This window comes from Stenotrophomonas chelatiphaga, assembly GCF_032054965.1.
Classification (GTDB): Bacteria; Pseudomonadota; Gammaproteobacteria; order Xanthomonadales; family Xanthomonadaceae; genus Stenotrophomonas; species Stenotrophomonas chelatiphaga.
This window is the reverse complement of the sequence record NZ_DAMBRS010000011.1, coordinates 17,704-33,933: the sequence shown is the minus strand read 5'-3', so window position 1 is coordinate 33,933 and position 16,230 is coordinate 17,704. Positions and strand designations below refer to the sequence as shown.

15 protein-coding genes are annotated in these 16,230 nt (G+C 69.4%); 8 read left to right on the top strand and 7 right to left on the bottom strand.

Annotated elements, in window-relative coordinates; all coding sequences use genetic code 11:
- The first annotated feature begins 209 nt into the window (after positions 1-209).
- Positions 210-1,967, top strand: a complete 1,758-nt coding sequence (locus tag RTX79_RS13525; RefSeq protein WP_312684301.1) for a tetratricopeptide repeat protein — start codon at positions 210-212, stop codon at positions 1,965-1,967.
- Here RTX79_RS13525 and RTX79_RS13520 read toward each other — a convergent pair whose 3' ends face one another.
- On the bottom strand, positions 1,968-2,342 hold the full coding sequence (locus RTX79_RS13520) for a hypothetical protein (RefSeq protein ID WP_312684300.1): 375 nt from the start codon (positions 2,340-2,342) through the stop codon (positions 1,968-1,970).
- Between the two features lie 332 nt (positions 2,343-2,674).
- On the opposite strand from RTX79_RS13520, the gene RTX79_RS13515 reads away from it, so the two are divergent.
- Positions 2,675-3,349 carry a hypothetical protein gene (locus RTX79_RS13515; RefSeq protein WP_312684298.1) on the top strand — a complete coding sequence of 225 codons (675 nt, stop codon included), beginning with the start codon at positions 2,675-2,677 and terminating at the stop codon, positions 3,347-3,349.
- A 57-nt stretch (positions 3,350-3,406) separates the two neighbouring features.
- Here the strand turns inward: RTX79_RS13515 and RTX79_RS13510 are convergent, their stop codons facing one another.
- The 5 genes from RTX79_RS13510 to RTX79_RS13490 form a co-directional block, all read right to left on the bottom strand.
- Positions 3,407-4,252, bottom strand: coding sequence for a class I SAM-dependent methyltransferase (locus tag RTX79_RS13510; RefSeq protein WP_312684295.1), 846 nt, complete (start codon positions 4,250-4,252; stop codon positions 3,407-3,409).
- A 72-nt stretch (positions 4,253-4,324) separates the two neighbouring features.
- The gene (locus RTX79_RS13505) at positions 4,325-4,612 is read right to left on the bottom strand and encodes a hypothetical protein (RefSeq protein ID WP_312684292.1); all 288 of its coding nucleotides are present in this window, start codon (positions 4,610-4,612) and stop codon (positions 4,325-4,327) included.
- A gap of 57 nt (positions 4,613-4,669) precedes the next feature.
- A complete protein-coding gene (locus RTX79_RS13500) occupies positions 4,670-5,047 on the bottom strand; it encodes a MerC domain-containing protein (RefSeq protein WP_312684289.1) in 378 nt (125 codons plus the stop codon).
- Between the two features lie 57 nt (positions 5,048-5,104).
- The gene (locus RTX79_RS13495) at positions 5,105-6,709 is read right to left on the bottom strand and encodes an ATP-binding cassette domain-containing protein (protein ID WP_312684287.1); all 1,605 of its coding nucleotides are present in this window, start codon (positions 6,707-6,709) and stop codon (positions 5,105-5,107) included.
- A 156-nt stretch (positions 6,710-6,865) separates the two neighbouring features.
- On the bottom strand, positions 6,866-8,467 hold the full coding sequence (locus RTX79_RS13490; protein WP_312684285.1) for an EAL domain-containing protein: 1,602 nt from the start codon (positions 8,465-8,467) through the stop codon (positions 6,866-6,868).
- Positions 8,468-8,697: 230 nt separating this feature from the next.
- On the opposite strand from RTX79_RS13490, the gene RTX79_RS13485 reads away from it, so the two are divergent.
- On the top strand, positions 8,698-9,480 hold the full coding sequence (locus RTX79_RS13485; RefSeq protein WP_428696010.1) for a lytic transglycosylase domain-containing protein: 783 nt from the start codon (positions 8,698-8,700) through the stop codon (positions 9,478-9,480).
- A gap of 79 nt (positions 9,481-9,559) precedes the next feature.
- Positions 9,560-11,635 carry an SMP-30/gluconolactonase/LRE family protein gene (locus RTX79_RS13480; RefSeq protein WP_312684419.1) on the top strand — a complete coding sequence of 692 codons (2,076 nt, stop codon included), beginning with the start codon at positions 9,560-9,562 and terminating at the stop codon, positions 11,633-11,635.
- 32 nt (positions 11,636-11,667) lie between these two features.
- Here the strand turns inward: RTX79_RS13480 and RTX79_RS13475 are convergent, their stop codons facing one another.
- Complete coding sequence (locus RTX79_RS13475) at positions 11,668-12,045, bottom strand: YciI family protein (protein WP_057507367.1); 378 nt, start codon at positions 12,043-12,045, stop codon at positions 11,668-11,670.
- A 206-nt stretch (positions 12,046-12,251) separates the two neighbouring features.
- Here RTX79_RS13475 and RTX79_RS13470 point away from each other — a divergent pair, with 206 nt between their 5' ends.
- From RTX79_RS13470 to RTX79_RS13455, 4 genes are all read left to right on the top strand, one after another.
- Positions 12,252-12,671, top strand: coding sequence for a YciI family protein (locus RTX79_RS13470; protein ID WP_312684283.1), 420 nt, complete (start codon positions 12,252-12,254; stop codon positions 12,669-12,671).
- A gap of 124 nt (positions 12,672-12,795) precedes the next feature.
- Positions 12,796-13,218 carry a VOC family protein gene (locus RTX79_RS13465; RefSeq protein WP_312684281.1) on the top strand — a complete coding sequence of 141 codons (423 nt, stop codon included), beginning with the start codon at positions 12,796-12,798 and terminating at the stop codon, positions 13,216-13,218.
- 2 nt (positions 13,219-13,220) lie between these two features.
- Entirely contained in the window at positions 13,221-14,465 is a 1,245-nt protein-coding gene (locus tag RTX79_RS13460) for an RNA polymerase sigma factor (protein WP_428696011.1), read from the top strand.
- An 88-nt stretch (positions 14,466-14,553) separates the two neighbouring features.
- A complete protein-coding gene (locus RTX79_RS13455) occupies positions 14,554-16,203 on the top strand; it encodes a M28 family metallopeptidase (RefSeq protein WP_312684280.1) in 1,650 nt (549 codons plus the stop codon).
- The last annotated feature ends 27 nt before the right edge of the window (positions 16,204-16,230 follow it).

The window sequence follows — 16,230 nt, the reverse complement described above, 5'->3', positions numbered from 1 at the left end:
CAAGATTACGGCAGGATCCGACAGCGAGGTTAACGCGGCCCAAGCGGGATGCGGCGCAAGCGCGTTCGTGATCGGCCACAGGGACCGCGGAAGCCTTGATGGACAGCGACGCCGGCTGACGCGGGTGGCACGCGCTGATCGGTTTTCGGCGTGCAGGCGCACCGCGATCCTAGAGTAGGCGGCTGTAGGCGCACGACGGTGGAGTCGGGATGCTGTACCGGACGCTGTGGCGATCCATCGTGAAGGGCGACTGGGTGCTGCTGGCGCTGGCCTGGCCGGTGCTGGCCGGCGCGGCGGATCCATCCGCCTGCAGCGGACTTTCCACGAACCGCATGTTGCCGGATGCGCGGCTGTGCCGCAGCCGCCTGTTGCCTGCTGCCAGCGGCGCGCCAGCGGAGGGCGTGGCGGCATTGCTGGCAAGCGCCGGCGAGGCGATGCAGGGCGCGCGCGATGCGGATGCAGAGCGGCTGCTGGACTGTGCCGACGCGGTCGTAGACGACGCCGGGAGCGGCGCGGAGGTCTTGCGTGCAGCGGTGTCCCGCCAGCGCGGTGTGCTGGACTATCGTCGCGAGCGGTTGCCCCAGGCGATGCGTCGGTTCGAATGTGCCGCCGCGTGGTCGCGTGCGGCCAATGATGCGGAAGGAACGGCCCGCGCACTCAACAACCTGGGCTCGGCGCAGCGTCGCATCGGTGACTTCCGTGGGGCGCTGGGCAGCCTGACCGAAAGCCTTGCCCTGCGGCGTGCGCAGGGGGGCGCGACCAGCGCGGTGCTCAACAACATCGCCGATGTGTACCGGGCGCTGGGTGAAAGCGAGACCGCGCTGGGCTACTACCAGCAGGCGTTGCAGGCAAGCCGCGCGACCGGCGACGGCGTCGAAGCAGCGCACGTGCTGGAATCGATGGCGGAGGTGACGCTGGACGCCGGGCATCCCGTGCAGGCCGCGGCCTGGCTGCGCCAAGCGCTGCAGGAGTACCAGCAGGCGGGCAACCGGGTGTATGCACTGCGCGTGCACGATGGGCTGATCCGGGTGGCCCTGGCGCAGGGGGATGTAGGTGCCGCCCGCGGTTGGCAGGAAGCGGCGCTGGCGCTGGCCCATTCCTGGTCGCTGCCACTGCCGGCGACCCTGCAGTTGCAGGTGGCCCGCGTGCAGCGGGCAGACGGTCGGCTTGCGCAGGCCAGGATGCAGCTGGAATCGGCATTGGCGGCGCTGGCTGACCGCGACCCGGTGGAAGTGGATCTGCTCAGGGAGCTGGCTGCGGTGCAGGGCGCCAGCGGCGAGGTAACGGCGGCGAACGCGACGTTGGAGCGTGCCAACGAACGTGCGCTGGCGCAGGCGCGTGCCCAGCACGACCAACGACTGGACTGGATGCGCGTGCGCTTCGAAGCGGAAGAGGAGCGTCGGCTGCAGGCAGGTGCGCCGCCCTCGCAAGGGCGCGCGGTTGGACCCGTTGCTGCGCTGCTGGCGATGATGCTGGCGGTGATGGTTGCGTTCGCGCTGCGGCGTCGCCGGCGTGCGTCAACGTGTCCGACGCCGGTGGAACCGCCGCTGCCAGCTGCGCCGCGGCCGGCGGCCGCACCGCCGCCACCACCCGAAGCGCCTGTGGGCGTGCCAAGGCAGGCCGATCCGCAGGCGTTCCGCAGTGAGCTGGTGGCGTTGATGCTGGCATCGGTGGAGGCCTGGGAGCGTTGTACCGGCAGCAGCCGGCTGGAGCTGGCAGAGCGCAGCCGGCTGTGGCGGGTGAACGTGGATGACGGGCGCCTGCGCGCGCGCGCGCTGGAACGCTACCTGTCCGTGGCGCGGCTGCCGCGGCAGCCGCGATGGCGCAGCGTGGTGCGCACGGCCTACTACGTGCTGGCGCAGTGTCCGGCCCTGGACGCGGCCAGCCGGCAGCAGCTGCAGGCTGGCGTGGACGGGGTGCTGGCCCATGCGCACAGTACGGCGCTGCAGGCGGAAGCCGATGCGTGATCAGCGCGACGGGCGCACGCAGACCGCGCAGATGCCCATGATGCCGTCGTCGATGCGGTAGCGCGCATGGTGGTCCTTGTCGATGAAGCTGGACGGCCCTGAAATAAAGGGCATGGCGTCCTGGCGCGGCGCCACGATCCTGCACCATTCGCCCATAGCGTTGGCGACGGTGTGGAAGTGGTCCTCGCCTTCGAGGATGCCGCACTTGGCCATGACATCGCGGATCTGGCCGCCATCGAACTTGAACGAGGCGACGCGTTCGGGCTTTGCGTTTTCATCCACGCACCAGTCCGCGGGGACGATGTCGTGGGCGACGGCAGTGCGGGCGCAGGCGGTGAGGGCAAGGCACAGCAGGAAGCAGCGGATGGGTGACATGGCAGGAACCTGCGGGGATGGGATGGACGTCCATGCTGACGCTGGTGGCCGCAGCAGGACAGGACGCGGCCGGGAACAAACCGGGAACGAATCGCGCCAACCCGTTGATTCTTCGAAGCTGGCCCGTGCCAGGCTGAGTCCGTTGCAGCGCCGGGCGCTGCGCCGCAGGAGCCTGCAGGCAACGCCTGCGAAAGCGCCCCGGCGTGGCCCGGTTCGATCCTTGAGCGGCGGCAGGGCGCTGCCTAGCGTGGAAACGGTGCAGCGGACATGGCGTGGCAGCCAAGGCCCGCCGTGGTTCCTGCACCTTCCAACCACTGACTGAAGGATCCACCATGCGTTACAAGACCCTGATCGCTTCCGCCCTGCTGCTGGCCGCTGGCTGCGGCGGCAGTGCATTCGCCGCCGGCAACCCGCAGGACCGCGTCGGCGTGCAGCACAACATGTACCTGGACTGCCTGCGCAGCAACCGCGTACCGATCGAAGACATGCTGGACTACCTGGTCGGCCAGTGCGGCTACAAGCCGGAGATGTCGATGGAGCAGTTCCGCAAGACCTTCGAATGGACCTACGACCTGGATCCGACGCTGCCGCTGGCCAAGCACATGGACCCGTACCGCACGCAGTTCAGCGAACGCGAGTACCGCTTCTTCCAGCGCATCGACGAAGTGAACGCCAAGGCCGGCAGCCTGGAGAACGCGGCGGCGCTGTACGAGCGGCTGGAGCAGGAAGCGGTGGCCACCCTCGACCCGCGTTCGAGGGGCGCGGCCAACGTGCTGGCCAGCCTGAGCGTGGGCCGCCATTCGCTGGCCTATTGGACCAAGGCGGAAGGCGAGAGTCGCGCTGCCGGCAATGGCCTGGTGACCACCGCACGCTGGGGCTGGGGCAAGGTGCTGGCGGTGGTGGGGGCCGATATCGCCGGCGCGGCGATCACCACCGGGATGGGGCTGGCACCGGCAGCCGGTGCGGTGGCGGCCGGCGCATCCAATGCGGTGTCGCACGCGATGTAAGGCCATGCGGCCAGGTGTCGGCCAAGCGCCGGCACCTGTGCCGTGGCATCAACCGGCTCAGCCGCGATAGGTCGCCAGCACGCCGTCCAGGGCGAGTTCGGCCTTGAACCCGGCTTTTTCCAGCCGCTTGGCGACTTCGCGCGGCACATCGCGGCCGCTGGTCAGCTTGTTCGGCGCGCCGGTGTAATGGAACAGCTTGCCGCCGCTGCGGATCACCCGTGCAAGCTGGTCGTAGAACACCTGCGAATACAGTTCGCCGGCGATGCCGAAGCGCGGCGGGTCGTGCAGGATGGCGTCCACGCTGTTGCCCGGCAGCGCAGCGATTTCTTCGGACACGTCGCCCTGCGCCAACTGCAGCCGGCCACCGGCACTGGCCGCATCCGGATCCGGTGACCACGGGTTGAGCGTGCGCAGCCACAGCACGTCCGGGTTCTTTTCGAACGAGCGGATCTGTGCCACGCCGGCGTCCAGGCAGCAGGCAGCGAAGTAGCCCAGTCCGCCGCAGGTATCGAGCACGGTCTTGCCCGCCGGGGCGATCAGGTCCACCTTGCGGCGCGCATCGTCGAACGGCGACAGCTTGGCGCTGGGCAGCATCTTGATGCCGTCGATTTCGAAGGTCGGCGCGCCCCATTCGGTGGGCACCAGCTTGATCAGTGATGCGCTGAAGCGCGAGATCGGCAGGAACTCCTCGCCATCCCAGTAGTACAACGTGCGGTCCTTGACCTTGCCCGGCCACGGGTAGGACTGGCCGCGGAAGACGAAGCCATCCGTAGACAGGCCGACGGCTTCTTCGCTGCGTCCCAGGTCCAGCGAACCGGTCCAGCTGGATGCGCCGGCAGCTGCCGCGCGCTGCAGGGCAGTGGCGGATTCGCGGGTCAACAGGGGGCCGGAATAATGGGGCACGGGTGCGGTCGCGTGGCAATCAGGGGCCGCTAGTGTAGGACGCAGCGGCGGAACGCGTTACCGGTGCGCGGCTCAGTGCAGGATCATCGACACCAGGAACAGCGCCAGCGGCACTGCGGAAAAGGCTGCACCGGCCAGTGCCAGCCATGGCCAGCGCTCATCGCGCACGCGCGAGGCCAGCACCGCGCAGAATCCACACATGGCCGCGGCCAGCACGCCAACGGCGGTTGCGCTGTTGCCGCTGGCACCCAGCGCGCGGGCCGCCTGTTCGACCACCACGCCGACCACCATGCCCAGCCAGCTGCACAGCCCGAACCAGGGCACCACGCCGCGTTTGATCGCACGTCCTCTTGCTGACATTGCCTGCGCTCCGTTGCCTGCACGGCCAGACGGCCGTCGCCTACAGTAACCGCTTGCTCAGCACTGGCGGTGACGACGGCGCGCGTTCCACAGGTGGGTGGCCGCCAGCAGCAGGCTGCCGACCACCGTGACCACCGTTTCGCTGTCGTGGCTGGGGAACTCCAGCGCGCCCGCCAGCAGCAGCGCCAATCCGGCTGCAGCGGCCAGCCAGGCCCGCGCCGGCAGCGGGTGCTGGCGGTGGGCGCGCCACAGCGCGAAGCCGGTGATCGGCAGGGCGATGGCCACGAATACGGCGTGCACCCACTCCGCTTCGGCCCAGGCGCCGAACAGCGGAAGCGCAGCGGCCAGCAGCGGCAGGGCCAGGCAATGCAGCAGGCACAGGCTGGACAGGGCGACGGCGCTGGCGTCGAGCAGGGCGGCTTGGCTGGATTTCATCGGATGCGGATCAGGAACGGGGTGTTACATAGTAACACTTCGCAGGTGGGCGTCCTTTCACCACGCCCGCAGCGTCCAGTCGGTTTCGTTCATCAGCAGCACGTGGGTGGGCTGCATGGCCTGCAGCAGTGCCGGATCATGGCTGGCCATGACCAGCGTGCCGGTGAACTGGCCGAGCAGGGTTTCCAGTGCATGCAGCGCGTCCAGGTCCAGCGCGTTGCCGGGTTCGTCCAGCAGCAGCAGGCCCGGGGCGGGGTCGGCATACAGGGTGCACGCCAGCGTTGCCTTCAGTCGTTCGCCGGCGCTCAACGTGGCGCTGGGCCGTTCGATGCGCGCGGCATCCAGGCCCAGCAGGGCCAGCCGGGTGCGCAGGTCGGCCACCGGCGTGGCCGGGCAGGCCGCCTGCAGCGTCGCCAGCGCGCTGCTGCCCGCGTGCAGCGTGGCCAGCGCCTGGTCCAGCAGGGCGGCCGGTACGCCGATGTCACAGCTGCCGGCACGCGGCGCCAGCTGACCGGCCAGCACCCGCAGCAGGGTCGATTTGCCGCTGCCGTTGTCGCCCACCACGGCCAGCCGCTGGCCGCGCTGCAGGATGAGGTCCAGTGGTGCACGGCAGCCGTGCGGCAGCCGCAGGCCCTGCAGCCGCACGACCCGCTGGCTGGCGTGCGGGCTGGGTGGTGCGAAGGCCACCAGCTGGGCGCTGGCGGCGACGCCGGCGCTGGCATCGCGCAGGCGGCCCGCACTGTCGGCAAGGCGCTGCGCCTGCAGCTGCGCAGTGCGACCGGCGCTGGCTTGTGCGCGCTGCTTCTGCAGTCCCAGCAGGATCGGTGCCTGGTTGGCATCGCGTGCGCTGCGGGCACCGCGCGACTGCCGTTGCTGGGCGCGTTCGTGCAGTTCGCGTGCGTGTCGTTGCTGCTGCCGGTGCTGCTGCCGCGCATGGTCCAGCTGCGCCTGCGCGGCGGCTTCGTGCACCGCCTTGGCGTGGACGTACTCCGTGTAGCCGCCGCCGAAGCGCTGCAGCCCCTGCGCGTCCAGTTCCACGATACAGGCCATCTGGCCCAGCAGCTCGCGGTCATGGCTGATCACCAGCAGCCCGCCGCGCCAGCGCTGCAGTGCGTCGCGCAGCTGGGCACGCCGTCGTGCGTCCAGGTGGTTGCTCGGTTCGTCCAGGATCAGCCAGTCCGCGCCACTGGCCCACGCGCCGGACAACGCCACCTGCATCGCCTGCCCGCCACTCAGGCGCGCGGCCGGATCTTCCGGTTGCAGGTCGGCGGGCAGTCCGCTGCGCTGCCACTGCAGGCGCAACTGTTCGCGCAGGTCCCAGCGCTCCCCGACGCAGTTGAAATCCTCGCCGTGGACCTGCCCTGCGGCAATCCGGTCCAGCGCATCCAGCACCTCGCCGACGCCGGCCAGGTCGGCCACGCGGCCCCGTGGCAGGCCACTCAACGCGGGCAGCAGGAACACCCGTCCGCCGCCGTGGCAGCGCCCGGACGTGGGCGGCAGCGTGCCGGCCAGCAGCCGCGCGAGCACGCTCTTGCCGATCCCGTTGGCGCCCACCAGTCCGGTGGCGATGGGGTCGAAGGTGAAGGACAGATCGGAAAACAGCGCGCGCCCATCGGGCAGGCGGAAGGTCACGCGTTCAAGCGTGAGCGGATGCGTGGTCATGCAGACCTCCAACAGATGCCATCGACTCCCCCTGCGTGCAGGGGCGGGAGAAGAATCAGGCCGTCGACGAAGACGGCGGCATCAGTGGCGCATTGGCGTAAGCCTCCAGGTGGATGCGCCCAGTATAAGCGGGCCGCATGAACCGCACGACGACGATCAATGGCCCGCCTGCCGCCGCGTATTCTGCATGTCTTCGCGCGCTGCGCCGTACAGTTCCTGGCGGCGCCGATGGAAGGCGATGAATTCTTCGCGTGGCAGCGCCTTGGCGAACAGCCAGCCCTGGCCGAACTCCACGTGGCGGCTGTGCAGGTAAGCCAGCTGGTCTTCGGTTTCCACGCCTTCGGCCACCACGAACAGCCCCAGGGTCTTGGCCATGTCGATGATGTGGCCGGTAACCGGGCTGGTGGCGCTGTCGGTGCCGATCGCATCGATGAACGACTTGTCGATCTTCAGCGCATCCAGCGGCAGCTGCTGCAGGTACTGCAGGTTGGAATACCCCACGCCGAAATCATCGATGGCCACCGCGTGCCCGGAATGCCGCGCGGCCGAGATCACGGCGCGGGCCTTTTCGATGTCCATGAAGCCGCGTTCGGTGGCTTCCAGCCAGATCTGCTGGTTGGCGATGCCGGTGCCGGCCAGCTTGGCGGCGATCACCTTCAGCGCGCGGCCGCTGATCATGTCTTCCGGTGCAAGGTTGATGGCGATATGCGCGCTGCGGTCGCCGACCAGCAGGTCGCGCATGTCCACGATCACCCGTTCGATCACTTCATCGGTGATCGCCCCGATCAGTCCGCTGGCTTCGGCCAGGGGGATGAACAGGTCCGGCCGCACCTCGCTGCCATCGGCGCGACGCCAGCGCACCAGCGCTTCGGCACCCACGCAGATCCCGGTTTCCAGTTCGATGATCGGCTGGTAGACCACGTACAGTTCGTTGCGGCGGATCGCATGGCTCAGTTCGCCCTTCAGCGAATAACGCCGCCGCGACAGCGCCAGGGTGCCGGCCATCGCGGCCGCGCCCAGCAGCAGGCTGACCGGCACCAGCACCCAGGCCTGCTGCAGGAATATCCCGCTGATGCTGGTGCGTGGCGTGGTCACCACCGCAAGCCACGCTTCGCTGCGTGCGCTGGCGAACAGCAGCGTGCCGTCATCACCGGTGCGGGGGTCGCGCAGCAGCGATTGCAGCAGCGCCTGGTCGGGCAGTGACTGCTGGGCGATCAGCCGGCCATCCGGGGTCGCGATGGCGATGCGGATGTCACGCGCGCCGATCAGGTCGACGAAGTGGTACGGGTCCATCAACGCTTCGTAATCGTCCAGCCGCAGGGACAACATGCATCGCCCGTACGGTGCGCGCGGTGCGAGGTCCAGCTGCAGGATGGCGCCATCGGCGGTGGTGTGGTCGGGCTGGCTGGGCGCGGGCACGTCGACCGGACGGCCCCACGAGGTGCAGCGCACGCGGCCCTGCTGGAAGTAGCTGATCTGGTCGACCGACGAGGTGGTGACCACCCGGGTCTGCATCAGCTGGATGTGCTCGGGGCTGCAGGGCGCCAGCAGGCTGTGCTGCATGGCCTGTAGGGCGGACAACGCCTGCTGGTAGGAGCGGTCGGCGCGCTCCAGGGCGCGTTCTGCGGTCTCGCGCAGCTGGGCCTGGGCGGTGTTGGCGGCGTGGTGCCAGCTGAGCCAGGTCATCATCGCCAACGGCAACGCAGCGGCGAGCAGGCCCACCAGGGCCATCAGCAGCTGCATGCGGATGCGATTCATCGACGGCTCCGTGTCCGGGGGCAAGGCGTTCGGCCGCGCGCTGCCTGCCGGCGTGCCTTGCCCAACAGCGTAGCTGAACGCTGTGCTGGATGGGGACGCAGCCGGCGCGGGCGCCCCACGCGTGGACTGCATGCTACGCAGGGCAGCGGCCCAGGCGGCCAGAAACGTCAGCTGGCGTCTTCACCGGGGATTCCGCGCCCGCGGCACACCATGCCGCCGACCCCCTGCCGATGCTCCTGCCGATGCGCGTGCCCGCCTGCTTCTGTGTGCTGTTGCTGGCCGTGGCCTGGGGGTCGGCGCAGGCGCGTACGGTGTACCGCTGCGTGCAGGGCAACACGGTCAGCATGGCGACCGCGCCGGAGCCGGGATCGCGCTGCACGGCAAAGGAAATCGATGACAGCGCGGTGCAGGCGCCCAACCTGTGGGGGAACATGGGGGTGTTCAGCGGCACCCTGTACGAACGCGAGCAGGACGGCAGGCTGGTCTATTCCACCCGCAACCTGCCCGGATCGCGGGTGTACCTGAAGTTCACCGTGGCCACCCCGCCGGGGGAGCCGGCGCATGCCGGGCTGGGCCGCGTCGGCGCCGCGCAGCTGGCACCGCATGCGAAACAGTTCAAGGCGGCGGCCAAGGCCACCGGGGTGGAAGATGCCTGGCTGCGCGCGATCGCCCATGCAGAGAGCGGCTTCGATGCGGCCGCGGTGTCGCCGAAGGGCGCGCAGGGGGTGATGCAGCTGATGCCCGATACCGCCAGCGACTACGGCGTGCAGGACCCGCTGTCGGCCGCGCAGTCCATCGACGGCGGCGCCCGCCACATGCGCGCCCTGCTGCGGCGCTACAAGGGCGACCACGTGCTGGCGGCAGCCGCCTACAACGCGGGCATCGGCGCGGTGAGCCGCTACAACGGCGTGCCGCCGTATGCCGAAACGCTGGCTTACGTGGAGAAAGTGATGGCGTTGTACGCGCGTTACCGCGAGGCAATGGGCATCCGCAGCGAAGTGCCCGCGCGCTGAGCCTGCCGCGTCGGCCTGCCTTGGCGCGCGTTGCGGCAACGGCTATCGTCCTCGCTGCGAAAAGAACGAAGGGATGCAGATGGTGCGTGTGCGATGGATCATCGGGGTGGCCGTGGCAACGGCGTTGGCGGTGGCAGCGACCTTCCTGCCACGAACGGTCACCGAGGCCGTACCTGCAGGACCGGCACCGACCACGCTGGGTTGGACCGCGCAGCTGCAGCCGCTGGCCGGCGATGGCGTGCCGGGCCTGCGTGATGGTGCCGCAGCGCAGGCGCGTTTTTCCGATCCGTACGCCCTGCTTGCGCTGGACGATGGCAGCCTGCTGGTGGCCGACGCCGGGGACAACAACCGCATCCGCCGCGTGGCCGCCGATGGCAGTGTTTCCACGCTGGCCGGCAGCGCTGAAGGACTGGCCGATGGGCCGGCGCTGCAGGCCCGCTTCCATACGCCTTCCGGGTTGGCGCGCGATGCGGCCGGGGTGGTGTACGTGGCCGACACCGGCAACCATGCGATCCGCCGCATAGGGTTGGACGGCCAGGTCACCACGCTGGCTGGCGGCACCCGCGGCTTCGCCGATGGACCTGCCGCGCAGGCGCGCTTCGACGGACCGATGGGCGTGGCGGTGGATGCGCAGGGCCGTGTCTACGTGGCCGATACCTGGAACGACCGGATCCGGGTGATCAGCCCGGATGGCACGGTGCGCACCTTGGCCGGCGGCGGCGAGCCGGCGCACATCGATGGTTTCGCCGGCGTGGCCCGCTTCGATACCCCGGTGGCGCTGGCGTGGGACGGCGATGGCGCATTGCTGGTGGCGGACTTCCATAACAATGCGATCCGCCGGGTGGGCATGGACGGGCAGGTGGATACGCCGGTGCCGTCTTCCAACGTGATCAACGGTCCGCTGTCGCTGGCGGGCAGCCATGACGGCGTGCTGTACGTGGGCGACCGCAGCGGGCGCATCGTGCAGGTGTCCGCGCAGGGCCACCAGATCGCCCTGGTTGGCACCGGGCAGGTACCGCGGCTTGCCCGCCCCAGCGCCGTGGCGGTGGCCGCTGATGGCAGCCTGCGCGTGGCCGATGCCGCGGCGTGGCGCCTGCACCGGGTGGTTGCGCTGGATCCGGGCCAGGCACCGGCACCGGCGCTGGTGGGACCGGCCGTGGATGCGCCGTTGCCGCGCACGGAAGGCCGCTGGCCGCTGGCGCCGCAGTTGGGCTGGCACGAGGTGGTGGGCACGCTGGGCGAGGTGCGCGGCAACTTCAAGGGCGAGAGTCGGCACCACCTGCACGATGGGTTCGACGTGCGCGGCGATGTCGGCCAGACCGTGCTGGCGATCGCCGATGGCAAGATCGACAGCCCGTTGTCCAGTTGGACCGTGGGCGGACAGGCCGAAGGGCTGGAGGTCGGGCCGCTGCGTTACCTGCACATGCGGGTGGGCCGCGATGCGCGCGGGGTGGCCTTCGACGAACGCTGGCAACAGCTCTTCGATGCGGATGGCAAGCTGGAGCGCATCCGCCTGCGCCGCGGAACGCGGATCCAGGCCGGCGACCGGCTGGGCAGCATCAACAGCCAGGCGCACGTGCACCTGAGCGTGGGCAGCAGCGGCTTCCAGCGCAACGCCGCGCTGCTTGGGTTCAACGGTTTCGTGGATACCGTGGCTCCGCGCATCACCGATGTGGCGCTGCTGGATGATGCCGACCAGCCACTGCGCGCCGATGCCCAGGGGCGCGTGCCGGTATCACGCAGTGGCCGCGGCGTGCAGATCGTGGTGGAGGCCTGGGACCAGGTGGACGGCAACCTGCCGCGGCGCCGGCTGGGGCTGTACCAGGTGGGTTACCAGATACAGGATGCGGCCGGGCAGCCGCTGGCCGGCTACGAGCAGCCGCGCTGGAACATCGTGTTCAACCGCATGCCTCCACAGCAGCAGGCGGTGCGCGTGGCGTATGCGCCGGACAGTGGCATCACCGTGCACGGCAGCGCGGTCACCCGCTTCCGTTACCTGGCGACCAACACCGTGCGCGATGGACTGATGGCGGTGGGGCGCTGGCAGCCCGCCGCCTTGCCCCCGGGGGAGTACGTGATCCGTGCGCACGCGCGCGACCACAGTGGCAATGAAGCCTTGGGCGTGCGCGACCTGCGCGTGCTGCTGGTCGACTGAGCCGCTGCAGGCGGCAGGTGCGTGGTGCCGGTTCAGGCGCCGACGCGCAGGCGCTCGGCATCCAGGTCTTCCAGGGGCCGCACTTCGATGCTGCCGAAGCGTGCCCAGGGGAAGCCGCGGGCGATGCGCAGGGCGCTGTCATGGTCGGGTGCCTGGATCAGGTTGAACCCGGCCAGCAGTTCGCGGGTTTCAGCAAAGGGACCGTCCAATACGCGCTCCTGGCCACTGCGTACCCGCAAGGTGCGGGCCTGTTCGATCGGCTGCAGTTTCTGCGATGCCAGCAGGGTGCCTTCGGCCTGCAGGGCATCGGCATGCTGCAGGCACGCGCGCATCAGCGCATCGAACTCCGCGCCGGGCAGCGCGCCGAGCAGGGCGGGGTCGATATAGATCAGCAGGGCGTACTGCGGCATGGGAGTGTCCGTTGGCGGCAGGTGCCCATGATGGCGCAGCGCGGCGCTGGGGCGTGCTGCGGCGCCGCATCAGGCGGTCCTGCGCGGTGCCTGCCAGTGACCGGATGGCCGGTGATTCCCCGTTTGCACACGATGTCGATTTCCCTGCCCGTGGTTCGTCGACATCATGAAGGCCGGGCAGGACCGGCCGCTTTGGGAGCGCAGACATGAAGGTGATGGTTTTCGTCAAATCCAACGCAAGGATCGAGGCGGGCACCCTGCCCAGCACCGATGACATCATCGCGATGGGCAACTTCAACGAAGCACTGGTGCGGGCCGGGATCCTGCTGGCGGGCGAGGGGCTGCATGCCAGTGCCCGCGGCAAACGCGTGCACTTCGGCGAGGCCACGCCGCCGCAGGTCGAAGCCGGTCCGTTTGCCGATCCCGGATCGCTGGTGGCCGGTTTCTGGCTGTGGCAGGTGCGCTCGCTGGACGAGGCGCTGGAGTGGGCGCAGCGCGCCCCGTTCGCACCGGGCGATGTGCTGGAACTGCGCCCGCTGATGGCCGAAGAAGATTTCGGCGAGGCCTTCACCGCCGAACTGCGCGAGAAGGAACAGCGCCTGCGCGAGCAGACCGCCGCGCGCTGATGGGGTCAGAGTCCGGGGTCAGAGTCCGGGGTCAGAGTCCTGACTCTGACCCCGGACTCTGACCCCGGACTCTGACCCCTCCTTGCTGGTCGTTCGTAACCACCTCTGCACGGGAGTACCGAAGATGAAACTGATTCCATTCCTTGGCTTCAAGGGCCAGGCACACGACGCGATGGCGTTCTACGCCCAGGCGCTGGGCGGCAAGGTGACTGCGGAAATGCGGTACCGCGACATGCCGCCGCCCGACGGCTCGCCCGGCTGCAACGAGATGCCGCCGGAGACCCTGGACCACGTGGCGCATTCGCAGCTGGAAGTGGGCACGGCGGTGCTGATGGCCGCCGATGGCCCGGGCGAGGACGGCGGGGGCAGCACCACCATCAACGTGGACGTGGACACGCCGGAGGAAGCCGAACGGGTGTTCGCCGCACTGGCCGAAGGCGGCGTGGTGCACATGCCGATCGGCGAGACCTTCTGGGCGCATCGCTGGGGCATGCTGCAGGACCGCTATGGCAAGCCGTGGATGGTCAACTGCATGAAGTCGCCCTGAGCATGCAGGAGCGGCTGCATGCATTGTGGCGGATGGAGTCGCCGGGATTGATCGCGCGCCTGGCACGGATGCTGGGCGGTGATGTCGGCCGTGCCGAGGAGCTGGTGCAGGACTGCTGGGTGGCCGCGCTGGAGCGCTGGCCGCTGGAGGGCATGCCGGACAATCCAGGAGCCTGGCTGATGACCGCTGCGCGCAACCGTGCCATCGATGTGCTGCGCCAGCGCCAGCGCGTTGCCGGGCAGCATGCGCAATGGGGCGAGGCGCTGCATCCGGCCGTGCCTGCGCCGCCGGACGACAGCGAGGCACTGGGCGATGACATCGGCGATGACCTGCTGCGGTTGGTGTTCGTGGCCTGCCATCCGGTGCTGCCGGCCGATGCGCGGGTAGCGTTGACCCTGCGCCTGCTGGGCGGGCTGACCACGCAGGAAATCGCCCGTGCGTTCCTGCAGCCCGAGCCGACCATCGCCCAGCGCATCGTGCGTGCCAAACGCACCTTGGAGCGCAGCAACGTGGCGTTCGAGGTGCCGCGCAGCGCCGAGCTGCCGGCGCGGCTGCAGTCGGTGCTGGAAGTGGTTTACCTGGTGTTCAACGAAGGCTACGCGGCCAGCCATGGCGAAGACTGGATGCGCCCGGCGCTGTGCGAAGAAGCGTTGCGGCTGGGGCGGATACTGGCGGTGCGGTTGCCCGCGCATGCCGCCGTGCACGGGCTGCTGGCCTTGATGGAACTGCAGGCGTCGCGCGGTGCGGCGCGCACCGGGACAGGCGGGCGTGCGGTTCTGCTGGAGCAGCAGGATCGCGCGCGCTGGGACTGGCTGCAGATAGAGCGCGGACTGGCCGCACTGCAGCGTGCGAAGGAACTGCGCGGCGACGACGACCGTTATGTGCTGCAGGCCGGTATCGCCGCCTGCCATGCTCGAGCGCGCGTTGCTACGGACACCGACTGGGCCGCGATCGCGGCGCTGTACGATCGCCTGCTGCGGGTGCAGCCGGGTCCGGTGGTGGCCTTGAACCGGGTGGTGGCGGTGCTGCGCGCGGAAGGCGCGCTGGTGGCGTGGGGACAGCTGCAACCGCTGTTGATTGAACCGCGGCTGCAGGCGCACGCGCCGCTGTGGGTGGTGAAGGGGGAGGTGCTGGCGCGGCTGGGGCGCACAGCGGATGCGCGCGCTGCTTTCGTGCACGCCGCTGGGTTGAGTGGAAACGCGCGCGAACGCGAGGCGTTGCTGGCGCGGGCGGATGCGTTGCGGTGACGCGATGATTGACGGCCAGCGGCCGTCACTACCGGGGCATGCAGCGGCTACACTCGACGTCTTGTCGCAGTCCCTGCTGGAGAGAGCAATGAAGCGAGTGGTAATGAGCGTGCTGGCCCTGTCGGTGTCCACCGCGGTGATGGCGGCAACGCCGAAGTTCGATGGCGCGCGGATCTCCGCCGACGTCAAGGAACTGGCCTCCGATGCCTACGAAGGCCGTTCCCCGGCCACCGCCGGCGAAGCAAAGACCATCGCCTTCCTGAGCCAGCAGTTCGCTGCCGCCGGCCTGCAGCCCGGGGGTGATGTGCAGGATGGCAAGCGCCTGTGGACCCAGGCCGTGCCGCTGCTGAAGGGCGACATCGTCGGCATCCCGCAGTTGGCGCTGCAGCAGGGCGGCACGTCGCTGCCGCTGGAACAGGGCAAGCAGATCGCGGTGCGCGCGGCGATGAACGGCGCCGACCATGTCGACATCAGCAAGGCACCGCTGGTGTTCCTCGGCTACGGAGTGAAGGCACCGGAAAAGAACTGGGACGACTTCAAGGGCGTGGACCTGAAGGGCAAGATCGCCGTGGTGCTGATCAACGACCCGGACTTCGAAACCGGCCAGGGCGACTTCGATGGCAAGGGCATGACCTACTACGGGCGCTGGACCTACAAGTACGAAGAAGGCGCACGCCAGGGGGCGCTCGGTGTGCTGATCGTGCACGAGACGGCACCGGCGTCGTATGGCTGGGCCACCGTGGCCGGGTCCAATACCAACACCATGTTCGACGTGGTGCGTGACAGGCCGGCCGACAGCCACCCGTTGCTGGAAGGCTGGATCCAGCGCGACCTGGCGGTGGACCTGTTCCGCTCGGCGGGCCTGGATTTCGAGGCGCTGAAGCGCCAGGCGCAGCAGCGCGATTTCAAGCCGGTGCCGCTGACCGGCGCCAGCCTGGATGCGAAGTACGCGGTGAAGACCGAGGTGATCACCTCGCACAACGTGGCCGCGCGCCTGGAAGGCAGCACGCACGCTGATGAGACGGTGGTGTACAGCGCGCACTGGGACCACATCGGCGTGGGTGAGCCGGATGCGCGCGGTGACCGCATCTTCAACGGGGCGCTGGACAACGCCAGCGGCACGGCGTCGCTGGTGGAACTGGCGCGTGGCTTCGCCAAGGCGCCGAAGCCGCAGCGCTCGCTGCTGTTCCTGGCCGTGACTGCCGAAGAGAAGGGCCTGCTGGGTTCGGAGTACTACGCTACCCACCCGCTGTATCCGCTGGAAAAGACCGTGGCGGTGATCAACATGGATGGCATGGCGCCGTTCAGTCCGTCGCGCGATTTCGGCATCTACGGCACTGCACGCTTCGAGCTGCTGGACCAGCTGAAGGCCGTGGCGCAGCGTTGGGACATCCGCTACACGCCGGATCCGAAGCCGGAGGCGGGCCTGTTCTTCCGCTCCGACCACTTCCCGTTTGCCAAGCGCGGCGTGCCGGCGTTGTCCTGGTCGGCCGGGCAGGATTGGGTGGACGGTGGCATCGCGGCGGGCAAGAAGGCATCGGACGATTACACCGCCAAGCGCTATCACCAGCAGGGCGACGAGTGGCAGCCGGACTGGAAGTTCGCCGGCGCCGCGCGTGACCTGGAGGTGCTGTACACCTTGGGCAGCGAGCTGGCGAACTCCCGTGCGTGGCCGAACTGGAACGCGGAAGAAGCGTTTCGTGCGGTGCGCGACCAGAGCGCTGCGGAGCGTCGCTGAGGCGGGGGCGTGACGACCAACGGTCGT

What these genes read in the sequence shown, in the direction of transcription:
- RTX79_RS13520 (WP_312684300.1), bottom strand. Translation starts at nt 2,342, where the DNA reads ATGTCACCCATCCGCTGCTTCCTGCTGTGCCTTGCCCTCACCGCCTGC.
- RTX79_RS13495 (WP_312684287.1), bottom strand. Translation starts at nt 6,709, where the DNA reads ATGACCACGCATCCGCTCACGCTTGAACGCGTGACCTTCCGCCTGCCC.
- RTX79_RS13505 (WP_312684292.1), bottom strand. Translation starts at nt 4,612, where the DNA reads ATGTCAGCAAGAGGACGTGCGATCAAACGCGGCGTGGTGCCCTGGTTC.
- RTX79_RS13490 (WP_312684285.1), bottom strand. Translation starts at nt 8,467, where the DNA reads ATGAATCGCATCCGCATGCAGCTGCTGATGGCCCTGGTGGGCCTGCTC.
- RTX79_RS13475 (WP_057507367.1), bottom strand. Translation starts at nt 12,045, where the DNA reads ATGCCGCAGTACGCCCTGCTGATCTATATCGACCCCGCCCTGCTCGGC.
- RTX79_RS13515 (WP_312684298.1), top strand. Translation starts at nt 2,675, where the DNA reads ATGCGTTACAAGACCCTGATCGCTTCCGCCCTGCTGCTGGCCGCTGGC.
- RTX79_RS13460 (WP_428696011.1), top strand. Translation starts at nt 13,221, where the DNA reads ATGCAGGAGCGGCTGCATGCATTGTGGCGGATGGAGTCGCCGGGATTG.
- RTX79_RS13455 (WP_312684280.1), top strand. Translation starts at nt 14,554, where the DNA reads ATGAAGCGAGTGGTAATGAGCGTGCTGGCCCTGTCGGTGTCCACCGCG.
- RTX79_RS13480 (WP_312684419.1), top strand. Translation starts at nt 9,560, where the DNA reads ATGGTGCGTGTGCGATGGATCATCGGGGTGGCCGTGGCAACGGCGTTG.
- RTX79_RS13525 (WP_312684301.1), top strand. Translation starts at nt 210, where the DNA reads ATGCTGTACCGGACGCTGTGGCGATCCATCGTGAAGGGCGACTGGGTG.
- RTX79_RS13470 (WP_312684283.1), top strand. Translation starts at nt 12,252, where the DNA reads ATGAAGGTGATGGTTTTCGTCAAATCCAACGCAAGGATCGAGGCGGGC.
- RTX79_RS13465 (WP_312684281.1), top strand. Translation starts at nt 12,796, where the DNA reads ATGAAACTGATTCCATTCCTTGGCTTCAAGGGCCAGGCACACGACGCG.
- RTX79_RS13500 (WP_312684289.1), bottom strand. Translation starts at nt 5,047, where the DNA reads ATGAAATCCAGCCAAGCCGCCCTGCTCGACGCCAGCGCCGTCGCCCTG.
- RTX79_RS13485 (WP_428696010.1), top strand. Translation starts at nt 8,698, where the DNA reads ATGCTCCTGCCGATGCGCGTGCCCGCCTGCTTCTGTGTGCTGTTGCTG.